24 protein-coding genes are annotated in these 20,739 nt (G+C 63.0%); 12 read left to right on the top strand and 12 right to left on the bottom strand.

Going from position 1 to position 20,739, the window contains the following annotated elements; all coding sequences use genetic code 11:
- Nucleotides 1–225: 225 nt before the first annotated feature.
- From VH599_09345 to VH599_09335, 3 genes are all read left to right on the top strand, one after another.
- Complete coding sequence (locus tag VH599_09345; GenBank protein HEY7348504.1) at nt 226–1,797, top strand: acyl--CoA ligase family protein; 1,572 nt, start codon at nt 226–228, stop codon at nt 1,795–1,797.
- A gap of 64 nt (nt 1,798–1,861) precedes the next feature.
- Nucleotides 1,862–2,137 carry a YgiT-type zinc finger protein gene (locus VH599_09340; protein HEY7348503.1) on the top strand — a complete coding sequence of 92 codons (276 nt, stop codon included), beginning with the start codon at nt 1,862–1,864 and terminating at the stop codon, nt 2,135–2,137.
- Nucleotides 2,138–2,151: 14 nt separating this feature from the next.
- Nucleotides 2,152–2,493, top strand: coding sequence for a helix-turn-helix transcriptional regulator (locus VH599_09335; protein ID HEY7348502.1), 342 nt, complete (start codon nt 2,152–2,154; stop codon nt 2,491–2,493).
- Nucleotides 2,494–2,572: 79 nt separating this feature from the next.
- Here VH599_09335 and VH599_09330 read toward each other — a convergent pair whose 3' ends face one another.
- Both VH599_09330 and VH599_09325 read right to left on the bottom strand, forming a co-directional pair.
- Nucleotides 2,573–2,995 (bottom strand): GNAT family N-acetyltransferase, encoded by a 423-nt coding sequence (locus VH599_09330; protein ID HEY7348501.1) that lies wholly within the window; start codon nt 2,993–2,995, stop codon nt 2,573–2,575.
- A 270-nt stretch (nt 2,996–3,265) separates the two neighbouring features.
- A complete protein-coding gene (locus VH599_09325; GenBank protein ID HEY7348500.1) occupies nt 3,266–4,588 on the bottom strand; it encodes a glycosyltransferase family 87 protein in 1,323 nt (440 codons plus the stop codon).
- Between the two features lie 142 nt (nt 4,589–4,730).
- Here VH599_09325 and VH599_09320 point away from each other — a divergent pair, with 142 nt between their 5' ends.
- Nucleotides 4,731–5,645, top strand: a complete 915-nt coding sequence (locus VH599_09320; GenBank protein HEY7348499.1) for a hypothetical protein — start codon at nt 4,731–4,733, stop codon at nt 5,643–5,645.
- Nucleotides 5,646–5,751: 106 nt separating this feature from the next.
- Here VH599_09320 and VH599_09315 read toward each other — a convergent pair whose 3' ends face one another.
- Both VH599_09315 and VH599_09310 read right to left on the bottom strand, forming a co-directional pair.
- Nucleotides 5,752–6,036: a hypothetical protein gene (locus VH599_09315; protein ID HEY7348498.1), complete on the bottom strand. Its 285-nt coding sequence runs from the start codon at nt 6,034–6,036 to the stop codon at nt 5,752–5,754.
- A gap of 19 nt (nt 6,037–6,055) precedes the next feature.
- Nucleotides 6,056–7,360 (bottom strand): hypothetical protein, encoded by a 1,305-nt coding sequence (locus tag VH599_09310; protein HEY7348497.1) that lies wholly within the window; start codon nt 7,358–7,360, stop codon nt 6,056–6,058.
- Between the two features lie 543 nt (nt 7,361–7,903).
- Between VH599_09310 and VH599_09305 the strand changes: the two genes are divergently transcribed.
- Nucleotides 7,904–8,194, top strand: a complete 291-nt coding sequence (locus tag VH599_09305; GenBank protein ID HEY7348496.1) for an antibiotic biosynthesis monooxygenase — start codon at nt 7,904–7,906, stop codon at nt 8,192–8,194.
- A gap of 148 nt (nt 8,195–8,342) precedes the next feature.
- Here VH599_09305 and VH599_09300 read toward each other — a convergent pair whose 3' ends face one another.
- Both VH599_09300 and VH599_09295 read right to left on the bottom strand, forming a co-directional pair.
- Complete coding sequence (locus VH599_09300) at nt 8,343–8,723, bottom strand: hypothetical protein (GenBank protein HEY7348495.1); 381 nt, start codon at nt 8,721–8,723, stop codon at nt 8,343–8,345.
- A 140-nt stretch (nt 8,724–8,863) separates the two neighbouring features.
- On the bottom strand, nt 8,864–10,105 hold the full coding sequence (locus tag VH599_09295; protein ID HEY7348494.1) for a serine/threonine-protein kinase: 1,242 nt from the start codon (nt 10,103–10,105) through the stop codon (nt 8,864–8,866).
- 248 nt (nt 10,106–10,353) lie between these two features.
- Here VH599_09295 and VH599_09290 point away from each other — a divergent pair, with 248 nt between their 5' ends.
- Together VH599_09290 and VH599_09285 are read left to right on the top strand one after the other, a co-directional pair.
- Nucleotides 10,354–10,806: a hypothetical protein gene (locus VH599_09290; protein HEY7348493.1), complete on the top strand. Its 453-nt coding sequence runs from the start codon at nt 10,354–10,356 to the stop codon at nt 10,804–10,806.
- Nucleotides 10,806–11,795, top strand: coding sequence for an EamA family transporter (locus tag VH599_09285; protein ID HEY7348492.1), 990 nt, complete (start codon nt 10,806–10,808; stop codon nt 11,793–11,795). The genes VH599_09290 and VH599_09285 overlap by 1 nt, the downstream gene beginning before the upstream one ends.
- Before the next feature lie 126 nt (nt 11,796–11,921).
- Here the strand turns inward: VH599_09285 and VH599_09280 are convergent, their stop codons facing one another.
- From VH599_09280 to VH599_09270, 3 genes are all read right to left on the bottom strand, one after another.
- Nucleotides 11,922–12,797, bottom strand: coding sequence for a hypothetical protein (locus tag VH599_09280; GenBank protein ID HEY7348491.1), 876 nt, complete (start codon nt 12,795–12,797; stop codon nt 11,922–11,924).
- A 48-nt stretch (nt 12,798–12,845) separates the two neighbouring features.
- Nucleotides 12,846–13,166 (bottom strand): hypothetical protein, encoded by a 321-nt coding sequence (locus tag VH599_09275; protein HEY7348490.1) that lies wholly within the window; start codon nt 13,164–13,166, stop codon nt 12,846–12,848.
- Between the two features lie 225 nt (nt 13,167–13,391).
- Nucleotides 13,392–13,541, bottom strand: a complete 150-nt coding sequence (locus VH599_09270) for a hypothetical protein (GenBank protein ID HEY7348489.1) — start codon at nt 13,539–13,541, stop codon at nt 13,392–13,394.
- Nucleotides 13,542–13,807: 266 nt separating this feature from the next.
- Between VH599_09270 and VH599_09265 the strand changes: the two genes are divergently transcribed.
- Genes VH599_09265 through VH599_09250 form a run of 4 tightly spaced genes read left to right on the top strand, consistent with a single transcriptional unit; the run spans nt 13,808 to nt 16,775 of the window.
- On the top strand, nt 13,808–14,587 hold the full coding sequence (locus VH599_09265) for a hypothetical protein (GenBank protein HEY7348488.1): 780 nt from the start codon (nt 13,808–13,810) through the stop codon (nt 14,585–14,587).
- 26 nt (nt 14,588–14,613) lie between these two features.
- Nucleotides 14,614–16,143, top strand: coding sequence for a hypothetical protein (locus VH599_09260; GenBank protein HEY7348487.1), 1,530 nt, complete (start codon nt 14,614–14,616; stop codon nt 16,141–16,143).
- 43 nt (nt 16,144–16,186) lie between these two features.
- Complete coding sequence (locus VH599_09255; GenBank protein HEY7348486.1) at nt 16,187–16,549, top strand: hypothetical protein; 363 nt, start codon at nt 16,187–16,189, stop codon at nt 16,547–16,549.
- A gap of 40 nt (nt 16,550–16,589) precedes the next feature.
- Nucleotides 16,590–16,775 (top strand): hypothetical protein, encoded by a 186-nt coding sequence (locus VH599_09250; GenBank protein ID HEY7348485.1) that lies wholly within the window; start codon nt 16,590–16,592, stop codon nt 16,773–16,775.
- Here VH599_09250 and VH599_09245 read toward each other — a convergent pair.
- The 3 genes from VH599_09245 to VH599_09235 form a co-directional block, all read right to left on the bottom strand.
- Entirely contained in the window at nt 16,738–17,919 is a 1,182-nt protein-coding gene (locus tag VH599_09245) for a zinc ribbon domain-containing protein (protein HEY7348484.1), read from the bottom strand. The genes VH599_09250 and VH599_09245 overlap by 38 nt on opposite strands.
- Before the next feature lie 66 nt (nt 17,920–17,985).
- A complete protein-coding gene (locus VH599_09240) occupies nt 17,986–19,413 on the bottom strand; it encodes a tetratricopeptide repeat protein (GenBank protein ID HEY7348483.1) in 1,428 nt (475 codons plus the stop codon).
- A 371-nt stretch (nt 19,414–19,784) separates the two neighbouring features.
- Entirely contained in the window at nt 19,785–20,054 is a 270-nt protein-coding gene (locus VH599_09235) for a hypothetical protein (protein ID HEY7348482.1), read from the bottom strand.
- Between the two features lie 195 nt (nt 20,055–20,249).
- Between VH599_09235 and VH599_09230 the strand changes: the two genes are divergently transcribed.
- On the top strand, nt 20,250–20,735 hold the full coding sequence (locus VH599_09230) for a RidA family protein (GenBank protein ID HEY7348481.1): 486 nt from the start codon (nt 20,250–20,252) through the stop codon (nt 20,733–20,735).
- Nucleotides 20,736–20,739 lie beyond the last annotated feature (4 nt).

Below are 20,739 nucleotides of genomic sequence, written 5' to 3'. Positions count from 1 at the left end.
TGTAGCGCCGCCTTCCAGGCGGCTCACCGCCGCGCCAGCGCGCACGCCCCTCCAGAGCGCAATCACCCCGCTCATAGGGGCGGGGAGCCTGCGTCGGCAGGCTTGGCGGCGCAGCCTCCAGGCGCGGCTTTAGCCGCCAGCCGCACTGGTCAAGCGCCCACTTCTCTGCTAGACTATCCCTACAGTACGATAGAAGGTCATCCCCAGGTCAGGAGGAAACGCCACATGACAGAGAAAGTCTATCGCAGCGAACTCACCCCCGTCAGCTTCCTTCGCCGAAGCGCCTCCGTCTTCCCCGACAAAATCGCCATCGTCCACGGAGAACGCCGCTACACCTATCGCCAGTTCGAGGAGCGCGTCAACCGCCTGGCCTCGGCCCTGCGCGCCGCTGGCATGCAGAAGCATGATCGCGTCGCCTTCCTCGCCTTCAACACCCCGCCCATGCTCGAAGCCCACTTTGGCGTACCCGCCGCTGGCGGCATCCTCGTCGCCATCAACACCCGCCTCTCCGCCTCCGAAATCAGCTACATCTTGCAACTCTCCGGCGCGCGCTTCCTCTTCGTTGACGCCGAGCTTCAGCATCTCGTCGAAGACCCCGCAGGCATCCAGCTTGTACGTATTGACGATAGTGGCGCGCCCGACGACCCCTACGAAGCCTTTCTGGCGGGCGGCTCGCCAGAGTTGGTCACAAGCTGGCTCGAAGACGAAGAAGAAACCATCTCCATCAACTACACCTCCGGCACCACTGGCAAACCCAAGGGCGTCATGTACACCCATCGCGGTGGCTATCTGAACGGGCTGGGCGAAGTCATCGAAACCGGCATGACCTTCGAGAGCGTCTACCTCTGGACCCTGCCCATGTTCCACTGCAACGGCTGGTGCTTCACCTGGGGCGTCACCGCCGTCGCGGGCACACACATCTGCCTGCGCAAGCTCGACCCCGCCCGCATCTGGGAACTGATCGAAAGCGAAGGCGTCACCCACTTCAACGGCGCGCCCACCGTCCATATCTCGCTCGTCAACGCCCCCCAGGCGCACCATCTGGACCGCCAGGTCACCGTCACCGTCGCGGGCGCGCCGCCTTCGCCCACCCTGCTGGGCCAGATGAAATCGCTCAACTTCCGCCCCATCCATGTCTACGGCCTCACCGAAACCTACGGCCCGCACACCGTATGCGAATGGCACCCCGAATGGGCCGAGCGCTCCCCCGACGACCAGGCCCGCCTGCTCGCCCGCCAGGGCCAGTGCTACGTCATCGCCGATGGCCTGCGCGTCGTCGCTCCCGACATGAACGACGTACCCCGCGACGGCCAGACGATGGGCGAAGTCCTCATGCGCGGCAACAACGCTGCCAAAGGCTACTTCAACGACGAAGCCACCACCGCGCGCGCCTTCGAGGGCGGCTGGTTCCATTCCGGCGACGTAGCCGTCTGGCACCCCGACGGCTATATCGAACTGCGCGACCGCAAAAAAGACATCATCATCTCCGGCGGCGAAAACATCTCCACCATCGAAGTCGAGCAAATGGTCGCCCGCCATCCCTCCGTCCTCGAATGCGCCGTCGTCGCCATCCCCGACGAACAGTGGGGCGAGCGCCCCAAAGCCTTCGTCACCCTCAAGCCAGGCCAGACAGCCACCGAAGCCGACATCATCGCCTTCTGCCGCGAACACATGGCCCACTTCAAGTGTCCCGCCGCCGTCGAATTTGGCGACCTGCCCAAAACCTCCACCGGCAAAGTCCAAAAGTACGTCCTGCGCGAAAAAGAATGGGCCGGGCACGAAAAGCGCATCAACTAGCGTTGAGGGCTAACGGTGGATTTTGAGGCTCTTACTATATAATGAGGGCAGAGAGGAGGAGCAGATGGCAAGTCTTGCAGAACTTCTTGAAGGAATTACCTGCCCACGCTGCGGGCGAGAAGATACCTACGTGATTCGTAAAGTAGATCAGGTGGTTCCTGTTGACGGAGATGTTGTCACTGTCACCCTGACAGTAGGTGAATGCACCTACTGCGGCGAGCGGCTGCTTGATGACACTGCAACACAACAGCTACAAGAAGCCACCCGCAAGGTGCGCCAGGGCATCCTTGCCGGATTGACTCGTACTGGCTCTGTCTACCACTACACACCGCAGAGCTAACCTCCAGAGGCTTTATGCATAACAGGAAAGCCGAAGAGGCAGAGGAAGAAGAGGATTTCCTGGAAGAGATGATGCGTGAGTTTACCAAGGAAGACCCTCTTTTTCCAGAGGCGGTTGAAGCTCACCTGCGCAAACATGAACTTTTGGAGGCGCTCGCAGAGAAGCGTATCGCGCTCGGCCTCTCACGAGCCAAAGTCGCTAAACGCCTCGGCATGAGCGCATCCGCGCTGGAAAGCCTGGAGCGTGGCGAGTCCGATCCCAGGCTTTCTCTCATCATGCACCTGGCGTTCATCCTGGGCCAAACGCTCGAACTGCGCCCGGCCCCCATCTCCCAGGAAACGCCACCCTCCGCCTAGCCTGCACCGCCCTCCCTGGCTTAAAAGCGCAGGGCTTTCTGTAAGGATTCCGCCGGTATTCGTGGCGCACATGCGCCTGCTATAGCCGCTTTCTCAGGTGATAGGTCTTGTACCCTATCGGATCGTCATCCAGCGTCCCATAGACCTCGTAGCCCAACTTCTGATAAAACAGTGGCGCTTGAAAGCTGTGCGTATCAAGCGCCACCTGGCGGCAGCCGCGCGCCCGCCCCTCGGCCTCGGCAGCCTGAAGCATGCGCGTCCCATAGTCTTTGCCCCGCTCCTCCTCGCGCACCCACAGGTACTGCACCTTCATCATACCGCCCCACGTCCAGCCCCAAAGGCCCGCGACGATGGTCCCCTGCTCATCACGAACCAGCAGCGCAATATCGCGCCCATCATAATAGCCAGTAGCCGCCATATTGTAGGCATGAATTTGCTCTTGCAGAAACGTGTAATCCTGATCGTCTATCCTATCTTCCACCTGGAACGTCTCATCTGGCATGCGAACGCTCTCCTGATCACATTCTTTCCGATCCTCACAGCGAAACGTAGCACCCATACCGCCGCCGTCCCTGGTCGCCAACCCGCCTGTACCGCCGCCGTCCCTGGCGGCGCATCGCTGCGCCCGCGCGCACGCCGCCCCTCTGAACACAACGCCGCGCCCGCCTGGGGCGAGGAGTCTCTGGAGAGGGTCGTGTCGCCTGGCTTGCCGCCCATAGGCGCGGTTTTAACCGCCTGCGGGCTGCGCGGCCTTGCGCCTTTAGCGGCGAATTCATTCGCCGATAGGATGAGTTGCTTCGACGACCGCGCTGCTCTCTGGCGAGCAATGCTCCACTGGTATCCTGGCCCACCAGAGAAGCTGCGCCTGCAATCCTGCAAACAGCAGCAGCGCCCACGTTGGCAGCCAGGTCAGCGCATTTGCCACCCCGGCCAGTCCCGCGCCCCCGTATTCAAGCAGCCGCCCAGGCAGCGCAGCCACAATACCACTGGGGATCAGCAGCGGGACCAGGCTCAGCGCCAGCAGCCCCCACCACCAGCGCGGCGGCCTGGCAAGCTGCCGCAGCGCCAGCCACACCGTAGCTGCGGGCAAGATCAGCGTCACCAGCCCCCAGTACCACGTAAGCGGGAACACGACGAGCAGCACCGTCACCAGCAAACCCAGCGACAGCAGTTCGCCCACCTCCGGCTTGACCCGCCCACTGAGCCGCCAGAGAAAGAGCAGGGTTGCCGCCAGCAGCAGCCCGCCAATGCCCTCTCCAAGCAGCACCGCCTGCGGCACACTCAACCCCTGCATCAGCGGCGGCATCGGCGGATCCGCCGGATAGCCGATAAAGAGCCGGGCCACATCGCCCACCAACGACGTATTGGAGTACGCTGGCACCCCAAAACGTTCGGCTGCCTGTACCGGCCCCAGATAGACAGCATAAGCCGCTGGACCCAGCGCCAGCAGCCCCAGCGCCAGCCCTCCCAGCAGCGTCACTGTCCCGCCCAGCGCAACCCGCCACTTGCGCCAGATCAGCGCGTTCGCCAGCAGCGCCAGCGGCCACAGTTTGATCAGCCCCGCCGCGCCGATCAGCGCCCCCGCCCACCCCGGTCGCTGCCTGCGCTCCAGCGCCCAGGCACCCACCAGCAGCGCCGTCACCGCTTGCCCAAGGTTATGCGAGCCTATCGCCAGAAGCGAGGGCGTCCACAGGAGGCTGCCCAGCGTGAAAAGCGCCATGCCGCGCAGCAAGCGCCAGCCCAACTCCCGCAGAAGCAGCAGGCCGCTGACGAGATAGGCGGTCAGAGAAACCAGCCCCCAAACAGTTGCGGCCAGCGCCTGGGAAACCAGGCCAGACGGCAAAAACAAGAGTACCACGAAGGGCGGATGCGAATCGTAGAATCCAAGCCCCGGACAAAGCGCCTCGCCATTCCCCGTCAGCAGCGCCAGATAGGGCGACGCTCCGCGCAGCACATACCGCGCCGCAAAATAATCCTGGCAGAAATCAGTCACTCCCTGGCTCGCCCCGATCACTTGCAGCGTCAGCGCGCCCACGCCGACACACAGCAGCGTCGCCCAACCGACTACGCGCAAAAAAGAGGGCAAACCTTTCACTCAGCCTCCAAACCTTGTGATGCCTGCCTATTCTATATCACCACATGCCCGCGCGCAATCGCTGGGGAAAAAGCCCTTTGACTTTTTCATTTCCAGCTCGTATGCTGGTTGAGAAGGGCTGCTTTTGCCAGGGGAGGTCTTTATGCACGCCGATGCAACAGACCGGACCATCGCGCTCTATCCCAACAAATGGGGACTGCTCAAGGGGCTATATCTCTTTCGATTGCTGGTTCCCATTCCTCTGGTGCTGGTGAATGACCGGGGAATTATTTCCCACCCCCCAGGATTCCTTTTTTTCAAGTGGCGGATGGAGATCACCTGGCCGGAGATAGCGGCCATGTATGTGCTTGAAATGACCTTCCCGCCAGCACCCAGGAAGCATCGGTTTCTAAAAACCAGCCCTACCCATCGGCTTCTGGCAATTATCCCCAAAGACCCTGAAGCGTTCTTGATGCGCCACAAGATGACGCGCGTGCGCACGTTAGTGCGTACCTTTCCTCTCTGGATCATCATGGGGGTGACGAGAGCGCCTATGTTGATTGCTGAGCCACATATCGCGCCTCTCTCGCTGGATGACCTCCTGGTCCAGATTCGCACGCGCTTTCAGGCGGAACTGGAGGCCAACAGCATTGAGGTCCGCGAAACGCAGAAAACCGACCTCTCTCAGCTACCTCAGCTACCTCGGAGGAACCCCAGCCGATCTGTTGAAGATCTCTCGATTGATCGGGAAGCCTTTCGCCAGTGGCTGGATCAGCAAGAGGGGCCGCTGGTTGGGACCGGACGCGCAGATGTCTTTGAGGGGTTTTGGGGAGCGAGTGGGACAGGCTTGCTGAAGGCCCTACAGGAGCATGATGATACGCCGCTGGCCCGCTATCTGGCTGGTATCCTGGGCCATCCAGTCTTCATTGCAGTTCCGTGCGTTTTTCTTCCTCATTCTGCGGACCAGTCGATGATGAGGTTGCCCGCGTGGGCCAGGGCATTTGATGAGCAGGTCCAACCCATGCCACACAAAACAGTCACCAAAGAGGAGGCGCTGGCGGCGCTGGATCGCATCTAATACCCTGTCCTATTGAAGCGTGATTGCCTGTACCGCCGTCCCTGGCAGCGCACCGCCGCGCCCACTTATAGCGCCGCCTTCCAGGCGGCTAGCCGTTGAGCCGTCCTCAAAGCTTCGCCTGCCTCCTGGCCCGCGCGCGCGAGCGCAGCCGATCTACCAGCCAGGCCAGAAAGACCGCCAGAACAGCAACCCACAGCGCGGTTGGCGTCCCAAACAGCTTACTGAGCAGCAGCGTACCCACCCAGCCGCCCAGCAGCCCCGCCAGCGCGCCCAGCGCCAACACCAGCAGCCAGCCCCAACGCCCCCACAGGGCCGGGCGCATCCGCGCAGCCAGCGCCAGCGCCCCCACGATCACGCCCAGCGCCAGCCAGACCAACGAAAGCAGAAACATCGCAGCGCCCCCTTCCCCTTTATGCGCTGGCGCTCAAAACGCCGTCCAGAATGCGATAGAGCTTACTTCCATCACCCAGCAGCGGCCCAAGACCAAAGCCAGAGCTAATCTCCGTATGGTGGAAAATGCCGAACTCAGCGTACTCGTGCGGATGCCCCAGGCGGGTCAGCGCCGCGTCGAAGTTCCGCGATTCAGTGAAGGGAACGTAGGGATCGGCGTGATCGTGCAGCAGATAAATCGGGCAGCGAATCTGCGCAATCACCTCGCTGGGCGAAAGCTCATCGAATAACTGCTTCACCGCTGGCGAAAGCGCCGCCATATTCCGCTCCACCTGCGCCGGATCAGGCTCATCGCCCGCGATCAAGTGATAGGCTGCCGCCGCCCCTGGCGTAGTAAGCTGCGTATCCGGGTCGGCCAGCGGCGTACCCCCTGGTGTCAGGCCATTGATGAAAAGCTGCCCCTCGTCCGGCGGCAGCGTGCCGCCCACCATATTTGCCAGCGCCTGGATGGGCAGCGCCCCCGGATGAAACGGCGTGACCACTCCATCCGCCGTCACCGAGCGCCGCCCAAAGTCGCGCAGCAGATCAGCCGCGTTATAAAACGCCCCAAACGTAGCGATAAAAGCCAACCGATCTTGAAGGCGCGGATCGGCGGCGGCCAGGCACGCCAGCGCAGCCCCGCCGCTGAAGCCCACAATGCCGATGTCTCGCGGATTCACCCCCGGCAGATGCGCCGCATAATTGAACACCTGAATCACCGACTCTTTATCCGCAGGATCGATCACCACATTGAGCAGCTGCGTCGTCGTCATATTCACCACCACCACGCCCAGCCGCGCCAGCGACTCCGAAAGATTGAGAAGCTGCGGATCGGTGCGGTTATCCCCCACGCCCGTAATCAGGATGACCGCCTCGCGGCTGCCGGGGATAGGCGGTGGCTTGCCAACCGGCACGTAAACATCCAGAAAAATCTGCCCCGTCTGCGCAGGCAGAACAGGCTGCGTATGCGAAATCGGCTCGCCCGCCTCCACCAGCGGCCCTGGCTGCGTAGCCGTCAGCGCGCTCGAAAGCAGCAGAGCGCCGCGCACCAGCACACGCCCATCCGGCGTCATCGAAACGAAAAAACCGATCAGAAACAGCAGCGCCAGCGCCACACGCGACGGCCACATGCCCCACGACCGTTTGCGCCGGGGCTTCTTCGGCGCAGCCTGCGCAGAAGCCAACGCAGCATCAGCCGTCGCTGGCGCACCTTCTGGCACAGCGCCTTCTTCCCATACTCGCGCAGCGTCTACAGGCGCCGCGAAATCTTGTTCGCCTTCTGCCATCCTCAGCCTCCTCGCCTGCCAGCGCATGCTCGTTCGCATGCTCCAGAGGAAAAAGGGCGCACAGCCCTGTATGCGCCCACATCAGGTGGTATCTGTACAAATTATACCAAATCCCACTGAATTAGCGCCTGCGTGCTGCCGCCCTCCCTGGCGGCCACCTGTACCGCCCCCTTCCACGCCACCCCACTTGTAGCGCCGCCATCCTGGCGGCCCACCGCCGCGCCAGCGCGCCCGCTCCCCCTTCCACGCCAGCGCCGTGCTTACTGGGCGGGGAGGCCACTTGTAGCGCCGCCATCCTGGCGGCCAACGTTGGCCGCCTGGAAGGCGGCGCTACAGGTACAGACGCCGCGCCGACGCGGGTGGGGGGAGCCTGCGTCGGCAGGCTTGGCGGCGCAGCCTCAAGGCGCGGTTTTAACCGCCTGCCCGCCTGGGCGGGGGCTTCTCCCGCGCCAGCCAGTAGACAGGGCAAGCTATACTGGAATGAGGAAACTTGTAAGGCCGGAACCTGTACACAAGAGTCGCAGCCAGGAAAGGAGCGCAGCCTTGTACGCGCGAATCGTCACCGTCGAGGCAAACGTTGACAAGCTCGAAGAGTTGATCGCCATCTATCGTGACTCTATTGTGCCAGCCGCCAGGCAGCAAAAGGGGTTCATGGGGGCCAGGCTGTTCACCAACCCCGTCACCGGCAAAGGCGTTTCAGTAACACGCTGGCAAAGCAAGGAAGACCTGGAAGCGGGCGAGGCCAGCGGCTATTACCAGGAACAGATTGCCAAGATCGCCCCCATGCTCACCGCCCCCCCAGCCCGCGAAATCTTCGACATCAGCGTAGACTAACCGCCGATCCCAACAAAGAAGGCCAGCTCTGCGCCCAGTGCTGGCCTTCAGCTATACCATGCCTGGCCCGGTTATAGCGCCTGGTACTCGACACAGCCCAGGGGCTGGCAATTATGATCGCCAGCCCCTGGGCTGTGTCGGTAACGTTTCACGCCACCCCAGGTACCCTTACTCTGCGGTTGCTGAACGTCAGAATAGCAGCAACGAAGAGGAACACCGAGGCAATGATAGCCCACCAGCCAACAATAAAGAAAAACGCAATGCCCGACGCCAGCAGCATCACCGCCGCCAGAATAGGCAGAACCGGAGCCAACAACGAGCCGCACAACGCCACCAGCACCACCAGCAACCCCCAGAAGAAGTGCGACTGATCGGGGTTAAATCCCGCCACCGTCCCCAGGACATGAAACAACGAATACAAGATGTTGATAATCAAAGCGAGGACTGTCCCAACAATTCCAATGATCAGAGCAATCGTGCGAAGCGTAAATCGCGCCAGACCGCCTCCAGTTTCGTTCGCCTGTGCCATCAGTCTGCTCCTCTCGTGTGAGTCTACCTCTGCCTACCTCGTGGCAGTGTTCTGAGCCTGCACGAATCGCGCCAGCAGCGAGAGAAGCGTCTCAGCCCTTTCAGGCCCGACACACAACGGCCAGCTTCAGCATACCCTTTTCAGAAAACCTTTTTGTAGAGCAGCGTCCCATCCTGCACACAAAACCGCGACCCCGGACGGTTCACATGCCCACACGTCGGACACGCCAGGATATATTCCTCTTTCATCTCCCTCTGCTTCATCTCCCCCGGCCCCTCCTGGCGCCCCCCGTTCGCAGCAACTCTTTTCCCATCCACTATATCCAGCAGCGACAGCTTCGTGCCATCCTTCATACAAAACTTCGCAGTGGGGCGGTTGATAGTACCGCAGACCGGACAAATGCGCCTGGGTTCAATCGTCGGGCTATCATCAATAGCCCGCTCTGGAGCGGGCAATTGAGGAACGCCAGCCGACTTCGCAGGCAGCGCCAGGATGCGCGCCCGGCTAATAGATCGGCGAAAGGCCACCGCAAACTCCCCCGCGCTGCGATAGCGTTCCTTCGGCTCCTTTGCCAGCGCCTTCATCACCACCGCCTCAATCTCCCTCGTCAGATCAACCCGCTGGCCCACCAGCGGCGGTGGCAGTTCCAACATATGCTTCAAGATCACCGACCACGACCCACCGCCAGAATCCTGAAACGGCACTTCACCCGTCAGCATCTCGTACAGCGTCACCCCCAGCGAATAAATATCGGCGCGCCAGTCCACCATATTGCTGTTCCCTTGCTCCGGCGCGAGATAACATGGGGTACCGCGCACCGTCGCCCCATTGAAAGAAACCGTTGGCGCAGAGGTCGGGCCTCGCTTGTCCAGATTACCCGTCATCCTCGCCAGCCCAAAATCGCTCAGCAGCAGCCGCCCCCCCTCCAATAACAGATTTTGCGGCTTCACATCCCGATGAATAATACCCTTGCTGTGCGCGTAATCCAGCGCCGTAGCCGCCTGCCCCAGATAATTCGCCGCCTTCTGAAGAGGCAGCCCACCCCCACCTCTGGCCGGATCAAGCCGCGCATCCAGCGAACCACCAGCCGCGTACCGCATCACCAGATACGCGATCCCTTTCTCAATCCCAAAATCGTAGACGGGTAAAATATTCGGATGATTCAGCATCGCCACCAGCCGCGCCTCGTCTCGAAAGCGATCCAGAAACGAAAGGCGCGGCGGGCCATCCAGCAGCGAAGGCCGCAGCACTTTAACCGCCACCGTCCGATTCAATTGTTCGTGCGCTGAAAGATAGACCGCGCCCATGCCACCATACCCCAGCAGCTTCTCCAGGCGGTACCCCCCCACCTTTTTCCCGATAAGCGCCTCAAAGCCCTCCATGAGCTTTCACCCTCCCTGGCAGGGTTGACAAGATTTGCCCAAGCAAGAAGTCAAGTTCTATTGATGCGCTCGATTATAGCACAACCTGCGTCAAAAGTTGACAGCCAAATTGAATAAAAAAAAGGGCGATTGGCAGGGTCTTTTTTGTATAGTATGATAGAGAGGGTCAGATAAATCAGGCGCACTGCCCCACTTTTTCGAGCCGCCACCCGACATCTACCCCTTCCTGAGAGGAGGCCAGCACTCAGATGATGCCAGCAGACAAGCCAGAGCACCCCCTCTGGATCAAGCGTTTATCTCTCATCCTGGCAAGTCTATTCATGGGGCTTCAACTGCTCCTGCTCCTGACCTTCAGCATCTACCTGCTCACCAGAGCCATCCCCTATAGCTCCATCATCTGGTTGGGAGTCTTGCAGGGAGGGCTATTGATCGTCCTCGGATTACTCTATCTGCGCTGGCCGCAGATCATCTGGCCCTTCTTTGGCAGATGGCAGTTTAGTCGCGGCTCCGTCTCAAAACTAGGAGCCTTGGGATTGATCTGCCTGGGCATTGCCGTCTCCCTCTGGTTCTTCCTGCGCCTCAAAGGGCTGGCGCCCTCCAATATGTACTATGGCCTTGCCCTGGGGCTGGTCATCCTTGGCCTGATTCTCTTCTCTTTCGGCATTCGGCAAGGGCTGAACTCCTCGCCAAAGACAAGCTGATGGAAACTGCCCGCGAACACCCCGCACAGACACCCATCCCGGCCAGCCCCACAAAACCAGCGCGCCGCGTCGGCCTGGTGGGGCTGGCCCCCCTGCTGGCCGCGTGCTTATGGGGCGGCATGTACGTCGTCAGCCGAGCCAGCTTCGACGCCATCCCACCCATCACCCTCGGCCTGCTGCGCGTCATCATCGGCGGGCTGACCCTCTGGCTCGCCCTCCGCCTGACCGTCCCGCGCGCCCCACAGACCGCTGGCGTCGTCCGGCGCGCCAGCGCGCCCGCAGACCAGTGGCGCTTTCTGCTCCTGGGGGCCACGCTCGCAGCCACCATCATCACCCAGTTCTGGGGGACAGCCCTCGCCAGCGCCCACGACGGCGCGCTCCTCACAACGATCACCCCCGTCTTCGTCGTCCCCATCGCCTGGGCGCTGCTGGGCGAACGCCCCGGCTGGCGCGTCGTGGCAGGCACTGGCCTGGCCCTGATCGGCGTCGTCATCGTCGTCGCCTCCAACGTCGGCGCGCGCGGCAGCGCCTCATCCAGCGCCTCGCTGCTGGGCGATGCCCTGCTGCTCATCTCCGCGCTCTGCTGGGCGCTGTTCACCGTCCTGGGCGCGCCAATAGTGCGGCGGCGCTCGGCCCTCGTCGCCAGCGCCTACGCCACCCTCTGGAGCATCCTCCTGCTCGCGCCCTTCGTCCCCTTCGAGCTGGCGCAGCGCCCCTTCGGCCTCATCACCCCCTCGCTCGTGCTGGCCGTCCTCTACCTCGGTTGGGGCGCAACGGCCCTGGCCTGGTTCCTCTGGTACAAAGGCGTAGAACGCCTCGACGCCGCCGTAGCCGCCGTCTTCTTCTTCGCCCAGCCCCTCGTGGGTGGGCTGCTCAGCGCCCTCTTCCTCCACGAAACCCTCTCGCCCGCCTTCTGGCTGGGCGGCGCCGTCCTCGCCGGAGGCATCGTCCTGGCAAGCGCGCAGAAACAGACCAGCGGCTCACCATAAACGCCACCACCCCTACCGCCATCCCTCCCAGGCGCAGCCACCTGTAGCGCCGCCTTCCAGGCGGCTCACCGTTGCGCGCGAGCGCGCCTCCCCCTCAGATCACACACCCGCCAGCCAACGTCTTCATCAACTGCCAGCCCTTTTCGCCTGCATAAACACCCACTGCATCCCCGGCGGGCGTTCTTCGCTCAGCGCAAAACGCTGATCATCCGCCCCCAGCGAAAGCAGCGCCGGATAATCCGCCGGATGCATCTCCGCGCTCTGAATCAGCGTCAGATCGTGGCTTGGCGCAAACCGCGCTAGAATCGTCTCTGAAATGATCGGATTGGCCGAATCGTGCAGTTCCACCAGCAGATCGCATCCCCTCAGACCGGGGATCACATCCGGCTGGAGCAGGTCCAGTTCATACCCCTCGCAATCGCAGACCACCAGCGGGTGGCCGCTTGCCAGCGCCGCCAGCGCCGCCCCATCGCACGCCCCCGCCATCACCACCCGCTCAGCCACCCCATTCGCCCGCGCCATCTCCGCGCAGAGCCTGCGCCTCAGCCCATCAACCTCAAAGGCATGCACGCGAGCGCCAGGAAGTCGCAGCGCCAGCCCAACCGCGTAATAGCCTTCAGCCGAACCTATATCAATAACCTCGGCGTAGCCTCTTTCAAGCGCGCCCTCCAGCACACCCTGCAACTCCGCTTCATAACATCCCAGCAGCTTCGGGATCAGCGCGCTTCCCAGCGCGCGCGGCGTCCCCAGCGCGCTATCAATCACACCCGGCGTATAGCGCATGCCCGCAAAAGGGCCGCTCTGCACCACCAGACCATGCTTCGCCAGCACCACCCGCAGCACACGCCTCAGCCGCCGCGCCCTGATCTTATGGCGCGTCATCCGCAAAACGTGGTACGGTCCGGGGAGCGCGCGGCGCACCGGCGCTGCCAGCCAACCTACCATCCCCCCCGAAGCCTGCTGCCCCCTCTGCTCAGCGCCCTGTGCATTGCCTCTCTTCATAATCCCTTCTCCAAATCAACCGCCAGCCATCCGAAAGGCCGCGCCCACCTATCGCGCGGTAATCGGCCTCCAGCGTTCACTGATAGCAGCCCGGCGCGATGCGCGCTCCGCCCGCGCCCTCCCCGGCCACCGCCAGGGCGGCACCGGCTGCGCTGGCGCACTCAGAGGTCGCCAGCGCCCCAACAGCGCCTGCTGATCCACTGCCCGCACCACCCCATTGATGCGCAAATCGGCGCGCCCTCGCTGCGCGCGTTCTGGCCGAGTCATCAGCCGCCAGCGCAGCCGCATCACCAGAGAGTCTGAAGCAGGCGCGCCTGGCGCTGTTGGGAACAAGCTCCGGTCCGGGGTCCAGTTCGCTGCGTCACCCATAGAATGCTGAAGCCTCCTCTTAACGTGTGTGCTTGCTGCGTCCGATGCTGATCGTATTGTACGTCCTGACCCAATACCTGTCGAGAGCAATCGCCTGGTAGATCGCCTGGTACACCTGAACACTTTGAGCGACACACCCTTACTCGCTCCCTCGCTGATAGTACGCGGAAGCGCGAACCCTTGTCAACTCTGCTGCTGGAGTTAAAACCGCCCCTCCCCTGCTGCTCAGACCAGGGACACAAACACCCAGCGCGCAGCCACTTGTAGCGCCGCCATCTTGGCGGCCACCGCCGCCCCCGCGCGCACGCCGCCCCTCCACGCCACCCCACTTGTAGCGCCGCCATCCTGGCGGCCCACCGCCGCCCCCGCGCGCACGCCGCCCTTCCACGCCACCGTACCGGCAGGCCAACGTCGAGCCGCCAGAGACGGCGGCGCTACAGGTACAGACGCCGCGCCGACACGGGCGGTGAGTCCGTGTAGACGGACTTGGCGGCGCAGCCTCCAGGCGCGGTTTTAACCGCCAGCCTGAGCTTTGTGACCCCTCACACAGATTGCCCGTTCTAAACCATTGACAAAGTGGAACTTTTGTTCTATATTAGAACAGGCTTGTTCTTGTTGTTGCCGAAAAGGAGGTGGAGCTTATGGCTGGGGATGGTTTGGTAGATGAAGGCAAGGGGTCTCAACACAGCCTCAACTCCGCAGATAGCGGCCCGCGAGCCAGCAAAGCTGGCGAGAATGCGGGAACCGGGTTCCCGCAAGGGCCGCTCCCCGCAGGGGGCCGCCCGCGACGGATCGTGATACAGAACGGGCGGGCCACCCTTGCAGTTCCCTACGCGCCCGACGCCGCCCTGCCACCCGGCGCCGATGTCGCCGATGTCGCCCAGGAAGACCTTGAGGATGAGGCCGCTTCGTGTCAACCCCAGGAGATCGCCGCGCCCCTGCGCGTGCGCGCCAGGCCACGCGAAGTAGAAGTGCGCGATCTCCAGGCCGAGCGCGCCGGGCGCGTCTTTCCCTGCATGCGCAGCGGCGCTCACTATACCGGCTGCATTGGCTACGACCAATGCAGCGTCTTGTGCTGGTCGCCGCGCCCACGCGAGCGCGAAGCCCTGGTGCGCGTCGAAAAGCCAACCGGCGGGCCATGCCGCGATTGCGTCTATGCCCGCGAAGTGCGCGGCGAAGTCGCCGTTCTCAATGGCCGCCAGGTACGGCTCATGGAATGCCGCCTGGGCTATTGGCATGGGCGCACCACCGTGCGCGATTTTGCCCGCAACAAAATCGCACTCAACGTCGTCCTGCCCTGCCCAGGCTATACCGAAACCGACGCGCCCCATCCAGCGGTAGAACACCTGCGCGCAACCGCCCGCCGCCGCAAGATGGGTATCCTGACCCCCAGGGAGGAACAAACGGACGATTACCAGTAGGGTCTGGGGGAGAGAGAGGGTGTGGAGTGGATAAGCCAGTAATCTCCCTGCAAGTGGAACGCTTCGAGCGGTTCAGCCGCGAACTGATCGGACGCTCGCTGCGAGCATATCAAATGGAAGTGGCGCGCGCCATTTTCGCCTCGATTGAGCGGCGCGATGGCGCGATTTTTACGGTAATGATGGCCCGCCAGATGGGCAAAAACGAACTCTCGGCGCAGCTCGAAGCCTGGCTGCTGCGCCTGCTGCAATACAAGGGCGTCAGTCTCATCAAAGCCAGCCCAACGCTGCGCCCACAGGGGATGCTCAGCAAACGCCGCCTGCGCGAAGTACTCACCGCCGCCCGCGACACCAGCCCATCCGGCCTGGAATGGCGCGAGCGCGAAGGGCATATTATTGAGATCGGCCACGCCTTGATCGCCTTCTACTCGGCGAACAAGGCGGCAAATGTCATCGGGGCAACCGCTCATCCCCTGCTGGAAATTGACGAAGCCCAGGAAGTCGTAGAAGAAAAATACCTGCGCGATTTTCGCCCCATGTGCGCCAGTTCCAACGCCACCACCGTCCTCTACGGAACTCCCTGGACCGGCGAAACCCTGCTGGAACACCAGAAGCAGCAGAACCTGGAACTGGAAGCGCGATCCGCGCGCCAGGCCGGGACACGCAGCGCCCCCGTAGGGCCAACCAGACGGCACTTCGAGTTCCCCTGGACCACCCTGGCCGCGCTCAATCCCGACTACCGCGCGTATGTCGAAGCAGAGATCGAGCGACTCGGCCTTATGCATCCCATCATCCGCACCCAGTACCTGCTGGAGCCGGTGGCCGAGAAAGATCGGCTCTTTACAGCAGCCCAGCTAGAGCAGCTTCGCGGCGCGCATGCCCGGCTGCATAGCCCTCGCGTGATTGGCGCGCGCCCCGCGCTCTACGTCGCCGGGATCGACATAGCCGGAGCCGACGAGGGCCAGGAAGGTCTTGATGGATACCAGAAGCTGGCGAATCCCCAGCGAGACGCCACCGTCATCACCATTGCCGAGGTCGAGCGCGACCAGCAGATGCCGGGCTTCGTTTTCATGCAGATCGTCGAACAGCACGAGTGGGTTGGCCTGGGGTATCAAGAGCAGTATATGCGCCTGCGCGATTTGCTGCGCGACCTCTGGCAGTGCGCCCGCATCGTAATTGACGCCAGCGGCATTGGCGCTGGCGTAGCGGCCTGGTTGCAAGGAGAACTGGGCGACAAACTCATCGAGGGCTTTCAGTTCACCCGCTCCAGCAAATCAAAACTCGGCTGGGACATGCTCGCCGCAGTAAATACCGGACGGCTCAAGATGTACGCCGACGATGGCTCGCCGGAAAGCCGCCACTTTTGGGATGAAGCGCGCCAGGCGCGCAGCGTCCATCTGCCCGGCCAGAAGCTCAACTTCTTTGTCCCTTTTGATAAAGGCCATGATGACTATCTCATGTCGGCGGCCCTGTGCGTGCGGGCTGCGGCGGCTATCGCGGCTCCCGCTGCCAGCGAACTCATCATCCCCCAGCGCCGCTATCGAGACGGGAGTTATTGAGTGTCTCTACTATCTATGCTTGCTGAAGAGAGGAAAAACGACAATGGGCCAGCATCTACCACGTATCAGCCGTCCACCCACCGCGCCAGCCGATGCGCGGCGGGCAGAAAACCGCCGTCGGCTGCGCGAGTTCCTGCGCGCCACGCCGCGCGACGAGCCTGAAAGCCGGTTGGAACTGCTGGGCCTCACAGAAACCGCGCCCCCCATCATCGTCACGCGCCGCTGGATCACGGCAGCCATCGAAGACTTGCGCCCACAGGTGCGCCAGATCATCCGGCTCTCCCTGGAGGAGCGGCGCACCCGCCGCGCCACCCAGGACTACCTGCATGGCATCAGCGAGCGCACCCTGGAGCGCGAACAGAACGCCGGACTCGACGAACTCATAGACCAGGCCGCAGCGCACTAGCAGAACACTCCGCACTGGCGGAGCCTGGCGGGAAAGGCGCATGCCACTTGTACCGCCGCCTTCCAGGCGGCCTGGCGGGGTGGGGTGGCTGCCTGTACCGCCGCCGTCCCTGGCGGCGACACCGCCCGCCTGCGCGAGCGCCCGCTCCAGACATCCAGTTTCCTATCCTGCTATCCCTGCCCCCTCGCCTAACTGGCGTCGTCGGGCGCTGCGGCTGGCTGTGTAGCTGGCGGCGTGGTCCGACGCCCCGCCTGGACGCCGGTCAGATTGCCCAGCATACCGGGCAGCGGAACCAGACGAAGACGCCCCGCCAGCAGCAGCGGCAGTTCGCGGAGCAGCTTGACATAGCCCGCGCTGGCAAGTACCAGCGACGCCAGCGCAAACAACACATAGCCAATGTCCACGCCCAGGAAAGCGATACCCACACTGTTCGCCGCAATCGCGCTGCTGATCAGAAAGATAATCAGCGCGCTGCCCAGCGAAAAACAGCCGAGCGCGAACGGCAGCGCGGGGACAAAGCGCGTATAGCGCGTGCGCTCCGGCAGCGCCAGCGTCAGGCCGACGGCAATCAAAACGGCCAGCGGCACAAGCACCGGCCAGCCAAGGCTCAGCGGCGTCGCCCGCTCGCCGCCGATAATAACCCAGGGCAGCGCAAAACTCAGCAACATACATAAGAGCGCGCTCAGCGCCACGCGGCCAGGAACATCACCCGGCAGAAGCAAACCGCTCGCCGAAACGCTGGCCGTGTCCGGCTGCTCAGCAGAATCGCCGACTGAATCGCTGGCCGAACCAGGATCAGCGTGGCCGTTCGCGCCAGGACCGCCAGGCGCAGCCGCGTTCACCGCATGATAGCCGTTCAGAATCGCCCGGATGTCGCCCTGCGCAGTTGGCGCGTGGCCGTTGGTGGCAGCGGGCGCGCTGGGAGCAGCCAGCGGCGCTGACGCCTCTGCCTCAACCAGATCATCTTGCCCCCGCGCAAACGCCGTCGGCAGCGGCGGCGTCACCTCTTCCTGAGCCGCGTCCCGTCGGGGCGCAGATGCCGGAACCGCCAGCGACGCAACAGGGGGCAGGCTGCGCATACTGCCACGCTGACTGGATGCCTGGCGAATGGCCTGGAACGAGCGTATCTGCCGGGGGTCGGGCTGAGCAGCATGGCTGGTCGGAGTGGGATCAAGCAGCGAAGACCCCTGATGGGAATACTGCGCGCTGTTGTACGTCTTCTTCTCCTCGGTCTCTGCTTTCAGGCGCTGCCCCTTGTTACGCCGGGTTTCTGGCTCCTGGTGCAGCGCAGGTTTAGGGATACCCGCGCCGCAGACAGCACAGAAACCCTCTTCCAGACGAAGCTCGGCCCCGCAGTTCTGGCAGAACATAATGTGTATGCCTCCGTAAATGGCTCCAGCAGGCGGCCCTGCTCAAGATATACCCGTACTCGCTACTCAATCCTCAAGCTCTCTGGCGCGTTGTTCAGCCCTGGTCGCCTCATCCAGACGGCCAGCAGACCGCAGAGCCTCTGCCAGCGTTTCCCAGGCTGCGCCAAGCCTGGGGTCAACGGCTACGGCATTGTGAGCTATGTCAATAGCCTCCTCCACACGGCCAGCATCAAGATACGTGTCGGCCAGATCGTTCATAACATCCGCATTCAATGGATCGCCCGCCAGAGCGCCCTCATACGCCGCAATCGCCTCATCGCGCTGCCCCAACTCATCCAGGGCCGCGCCTAGCTGATACAGGCCCACCGGATCATCTGGCGATTGCTCCAAAAGCAGCCGGGCCGTTTTGGCTGCCTCTTCATACTGCCCCGCAGCGTTATACGTCTCGGCCAGCCCCACGTAAGCGTCGGCCAACGTATCATCGCCCATCTCCAGCGAACCCGGCGCGTTGCTCACCTCATCAATCACAGCCTGATAAATGAGCGCAGCCTCATCGAAACGATCCGCATCCGTATAGACTTCGGCCAGGCTGAAGCGCGCGGCAACATTAGATGGATCGAGCGCGACCGCCCGCGCGTAGGCATTGGCGGCCTCCTCCACCTGCCCCTGCGCCGTGTGCCACGTACCAAGATGCTCCCAGGCTTCCACGTTCTCCGGCTCCCGCTCGACAACCTTGCCCCAGTTCTCAATGGCCTGCGGAGCATCATCCATCGCTTCGTAGACTTCGGCCAGCGCCGCAAAACAGCGCGGATTCTCCGGCTCCAGGGCCAGCATCTGATTACACACAGAAAGAGCGTCTTGATAGCGCCGCGCGGCGACATAGGCAGCGACAGCCGTTGGATAGCGCGTAATATCAGCGGGCGCAGCATCAACCTGACGCTCAGCGTCAAGGATACGCTTCCACTCCTGCGCGACCCGCTCGCGCCCCACCGCCACCATATCGGCGGCCAGCGTATGCGCCGGATCGATGATCAGCGCCTGGCGATACGCCTGGATCGCGTCATCGGTCAGGCCCAGGTTGCGATAAGCGTCGCCAACACTCACATAGAGATCAGCATCATCGCTGCGCAGTTCAATGGCCCGCTGGAAGGTTTCCAGCGCGCTTTCGTGCTGCCCCAGTTCGCCGTAGAGATGGCCCAGATTAATATGCGCCTCCACCAGATGCGGATCGTGCTGAATAGCCCGCAGATACCCTGCCGCTGCCGCCTCCGTCTCACCCTGATATTGCAGGGACAGGGCCAGATTATAATGGGCGTGAGCATCGTCGGGGGCAAGCTGCACAGCCTGGCTGAACGCTTCAGCGGCAACCTCATAATCATCGTCTTCAATGGCCTGATTGCCTTGATCGATATAGCGCTGCGCCATAGCGGTGGGATCTTCAGGGACAGCGCCGTTGCCTTCTGCGGCATGGTGATCTGAATGATAGGCTGCCATATATCTATGCTCCCCTCAGCAATAGCCGGGTACTGAATCGTCAATCACCCGTTCCCTTTGGGCGCGTCCCATTTCCCCATAGGCTACATAGACATTCTCTAGAGGGATACAACGCGCAATTTTCAGTCCACCCCTTTTTATTATAGACGCATCACAAGCATACATGTTCCTCCAAAACACTGCAAGGAATGGGAGAAACATCCTACCTGGCGGCCATCCGCCTGTATCGCTGCCGTCCCTGCCCACCACCCACCCCGCCGCCACCTGTAGCGCCGCGCCAGTACGGGTGGGGAGGCCACCTGTAGCGCCGCCATCCTGGCGGCTCAACGCTGCGCCCGCGCGCACGCCGCCCCTCCACGCCACCGCCGCGCCTACCCAGGCGGGGAGGCCGCTTGTAGCGCCGCCATCTTGGCGGCCCAACGCCGCGCCCGCGCGCACGCCGCCCTCCACGCCACCGCCGCGCCAGTACGGGCGGGGAGGCCACCTGTAGCGCCGCCATCCTGGCGGCCCAACGCCGCGCCCGCGCGCACGCCGCCCCTCCACGCCACCGCCGCGCCTACCCAGGCGGGGAGGCCACCTGTAGCGCCGCCATCCTGGCGGCTCAACGCCGCGCCCGCGCGCACGCCGCCCTCCCATGCCACCGCCGCGCCTACCCAGCCGGGGGGAGCCTGTGCAGACAGGCTTGGTGGCGTCCGCAGACGCCTCCAGGCGCGATTTCAATCGCCAGCCCCTCTACGAATCAAAAATCATCAACCTCGGCAGACTTGAGCAGCCAGCGGAAAGGTGCTAGACTCTTTCTATACTCAGGGAACAAGCCATTTAGTAAGGAGTAAGTAATGCACATCGAAGCAAAGTTGCAGGAGCGAGGTCTGATCCTTCCAGAGCCAATGAAGGCTCCGCCAAACATGCGGCTGCCGTTTGCCCCTGTGCGCGTGCGTGGAACGCGCGCCTATATCTCTGGCGTCGGACCACTCAACCCTGATGGCTCCCTGGCCGAGCCGCTGGGCAAAGTCGGGGCCGATCTCACGCTGGAGCAAGGGTATCAAGCCGCCCGGCTCACCGGGCTGGCGATTCTGGCCGCCCTCAAACGCGAACTGGGCGACCTGGACCGCGTAGTCGCCTGGATACACGCCCTCGGCATGGTCAACGCTGCCCCCGGCTTCGTCCAGATGCCATCGGTCATCAACGGCTTTTCCGATCTCATCATCGAACTCTATGGGCCAGAGGTCGGCGCGCACGCCCGTTCGGCAGTTGGCCTGGCCGAGCTACCTGTGCGGATTCCCGTAGAGATCGAGGCCGAAGTAGAGATCGCCAGCGAGTGAGACC

It is taken from the genome of Ktedonobacterales bacterium (assembly GCA_036557285.1).
GTDB lineage: Bacteria > Chloroflexota > Ktedonobacteria > Ktedonobacterales > DATBGS01 > DATBHW01.
This window is presented reverse-complemented; position numbering and strand designations above follow the sequence as displayed.

Excerpts from the sequence above, each read along its gene's own strand:
- VH599_09345 (HEY7348504.1), top strand. The coding sequence starts at position 226 with ATGACAGAGAAAGTCTATCGCAGCGAACTCACCCCCGTCAGCTTCCTT.
- VH599_09340 (HEY7348503.1), top strand. The coding sequence starts at position 1,862 with ATGGCAAGTCTTGCAGAACTTCTTGAAGGAATTACCTGCCCACGCTGC.
- VH599_09335 (HEY7348502.1), top strand. The coding sequence starts at position 2,152 with ATGCATAACAGGAAAGCCGAAGAGGCAGAGGAAGAAGAGGATTTCCTG.
- VH599_09330 (HEY7348501.1), bottom strand. The coding sequence starts at position 2,995 with ATGCCAGATGAGACGTTCCAGGTGGAAGATAGGATAGACGATCAGGAT.
- VH599_09320 (HEY7348499.1), top strand. The coding sequence starts at position 4,731 with ATGCACGCCGATGCAACAGACCGGACCATCGCGCTCTATCCCAACAAA.
- VH599_09315 (HEY7348498.1), bottom strand. The coding sequence starts at position 6,036 with ATGTTTCTGCTTTCGTTGGTCTGGCTGGCGCTGGGCGTGATCGTGGGG.
- VH599_09310 (HEY7348497.1), bottom strand. The coding sequence starts at position 7,360 with ATGGCAGAAGGCGAACAAGATTTCGCGGCGCCTGTAGACGCTGCGCGA.
- VH599_09300 (HEY7348495.1), bottom strand. The coding sequence starts at position 8,723 with ATGGCACAGGCGAACGAAACTGGAGGCGGTCTGGCGCGATTTACGCTT.
- VH599_09295 (HEY7348494.1), bottom strand. The coding sequence starts at position 10,105 with ATGGAGGGCTTTGAGGCGCTTATCGGGAAAAAGGTGGGGGGGTACCGC.
- VH599_09290 (HEY7348493.1), top strand. The coding sequence starts at position 10,354 with ATGATGCCAGCAGACAAGCCAGAGCACCCCCTCTGGATCAAGCGTTTA.
- VH599_09285 (HEY7348492.1), top strand. The coding sequence starts at position 10,806 with ATGGAAACTGCCCGCGAACACCCCGCACAGACACCCATCCCGGCCAGC.
- VH599_09280 (HEY7348491.1), bottom strand. The coding sequence starts at position 12,797 with ATGAAGAGAGGCAATGCACAGGGCGCTGAGCAGAGGGGGCAGCAGGCT.
- VH599_09275 (HEY7348490.1), bottom strand. The coding sequence starts at position 13,166 with ATGGGTGACGCAGCGAACTGGACCCCGGACCGGAGCTTGTTCCCAACA.
- VH599_09265 (HEY7348488.1), top strand. The coding sequence starts at position 13,808 with ATGGCTGGGGATGGTTTGGTAGATGAAGGCAAGGGGTCTCAACACAGC.
- VH599_09255 (HEY7348486.1), top strand. The coding sequence starts at position 16,187 with ATGGGCCAGCATCTACCACGTATCAGCCGTCCACCCACCGCGCCAGCC.
- VH599_09250 (HEY7348485.1), top strand. The coding sequence starts at position 16,590 with ATGCCACTTGTACCGCCGCCTTCCAGGCGGCCTGGCGGGGTGGGGTGG.
- VH599_09245 (HEY7348484.1), bottom strand. The coding sequence starts at position 17,919 with ATGTTCTGCCAGAACTGCGGGGCCGAGCTTCGTCTGGAAGAGGGTTTC.
- VH599_09240 (HEY7348483.1), bottom strand. The coding sequence starts at position 19,413 with ATGGCAGCCTATCATTCAGATCACCATGCCGCAGAAGGCAACGGCGCT.
- VH599_09230 (HEY7348481.1), top strand. The coding sequence starts at position 20,250 with ATGCACATCGAAGCAAAGTTGCAGGAGCGAGGTCTGATCCTTCCAGAG.